The sequence below is a fragment of the Anaeromassilibacillus sp. An200 genome (assembly GCF_002160025.1).
GTDB lineage: Bacteria > Bacillota > Clostridia > Oscillospirales > Acutalibacteraceae > Caccousia > Caccousia stercoris.
Genome location: NZ_NFJU01000119.1, coordinates 1 through 1,406, shown reverse-complemented (window position 1 = coordinate 1,406; position 1,406 = coordinate 1). Strand labels below are relative to the sequence as shown.

The following is a 1,406-nucleotide window of genomic DNA, read 5'->3' as shown; positions in this document are numbered from 1 at the left end:
GACAGGTTTTGGCCTGCCGCTTTTTGTGCTGCGATGGTTTTTCATGAGGCATTGAAAACCTGTTTGTCAAGGTACACGCCCTCGCTACTTATTTTCGTAGCAAGGTGCCGTTCCGAATGTTGGGGACCAATTTCCCGTTGACAATCGGATTTTTCGATGTTAGACTATGGTAAGATTATTTTGACAGTTCCCTGTGAGAGTATTGTAGCATGTGAACCTACCCCCTTGTCAAGACTATTTTATAAAATTTTTATGATTGTCTATTTTGGAGGGCGCCGATATGTGGTATGCCAAGATGTACTTCTCTGAGAAAAAAGAGGTTTTCCAATTTGATAGCCACGGGGTTCAGGGCGTACCCTCGACCTACAAGGAACTCCCGTTCCTGGAGAGCCTGCTGTCTTTTCTGGAGACGGACTGTAAGGAGCTGGAGCCCCTGCTGCGGCGGGCTTATGAAAACTGGTCCCTTCTGATCGACAGGGATGATAGAGATGCTGGGGTCCGTACCTTGATGGCCCTGGGTGACCTTGGAGGACGGCATATCTACCTGCATCTTCTGTATGTGCGCTGGTTTGAGCGGTTTGGGCGCATGGGGATCACCCAGGACCGGGGGAGCAGGGAGGATCAGGAGATGCTGGAGGAGCTGCAGGGCCTTCCGGAACAGCTCCCGCTGTATCAGCAGCAGGTACAGCGTTTCTTTGATCTCGTTCTGGATGTGGACAAGGCGGGGCGTGATCCCCAACAGCAGGCATCGGCCCACTATCTCTACGATGCCCCCAAGGATCCGTCTCTGTTCTCCTTCCGGCCCATCCCCCTCAGCTTTGAGCCGGTGGAGCCGGGCCGGTGCTCGCCGGTCCTGTATCCCCTCCACATTTCGGACATGATCGACTACTCCCTGCGCAGCTGTGTGGAGCGTGGGATCACTGTCCGGCGGTGCAAAAACTGCGGACGGTGGTTCCCCCAGACCGGCCGGGTCAGCGCGGAGTACTGTGAGCGCCCGGTGGCCTCCGGCCAGCAGACCTGCCGGGAGGCCGGGGCCTTCCAGCAGTGGACCAAGAAGCAGTCCGACGATCCGGTGTTCAAGGCATACCGCAAGGAGTACAAGAAGCGCTTTGCCTGGATCAAGGCCGGCCGTATTACCGACGAGCAGTTCTATGCCTGGAGCGAACAGGCCAGAGAGATGAAAAAGAAATGCGACTGGGAGGTCATCACCCTGGACGAGTTCAAGGACTGGCTGGGGAAGCCGTGAGGACAAATCGGCAGAAAATGAGCAACGGGACGCGCCCAAAGGCGCGTCCCGTCAGCTTGTAGAAAAACCTGCTCCGGCAATCAAGCCAGAGCAGTTTTTTGGTTTGTAAACAAGAACCCAAAGGGAAAAAGGAGCGAAATGTCAGGCGTATTTTCGCGCA

Annotated in this window: 1 protein-coding gene; it reads left to right on the top strand. The window is 55.3% G+C overall.

From position 1 onward, the window contains the following. Positions 1 to 280: 280 nt before the first annotated feature. On the top strand, positions 281 to 1,246 hold the full coding sequence (locus B5F35_RS18130) for a DUF6076 domain-containing protein (RefSeq protein ID WP_087243075.1): 966 nt from the start codon (positions 281 to 283) through the stop codon (positions 1,244 to 1,246). Positions 1,247 to 1,406: the final 160 nt, after the last annotated feature.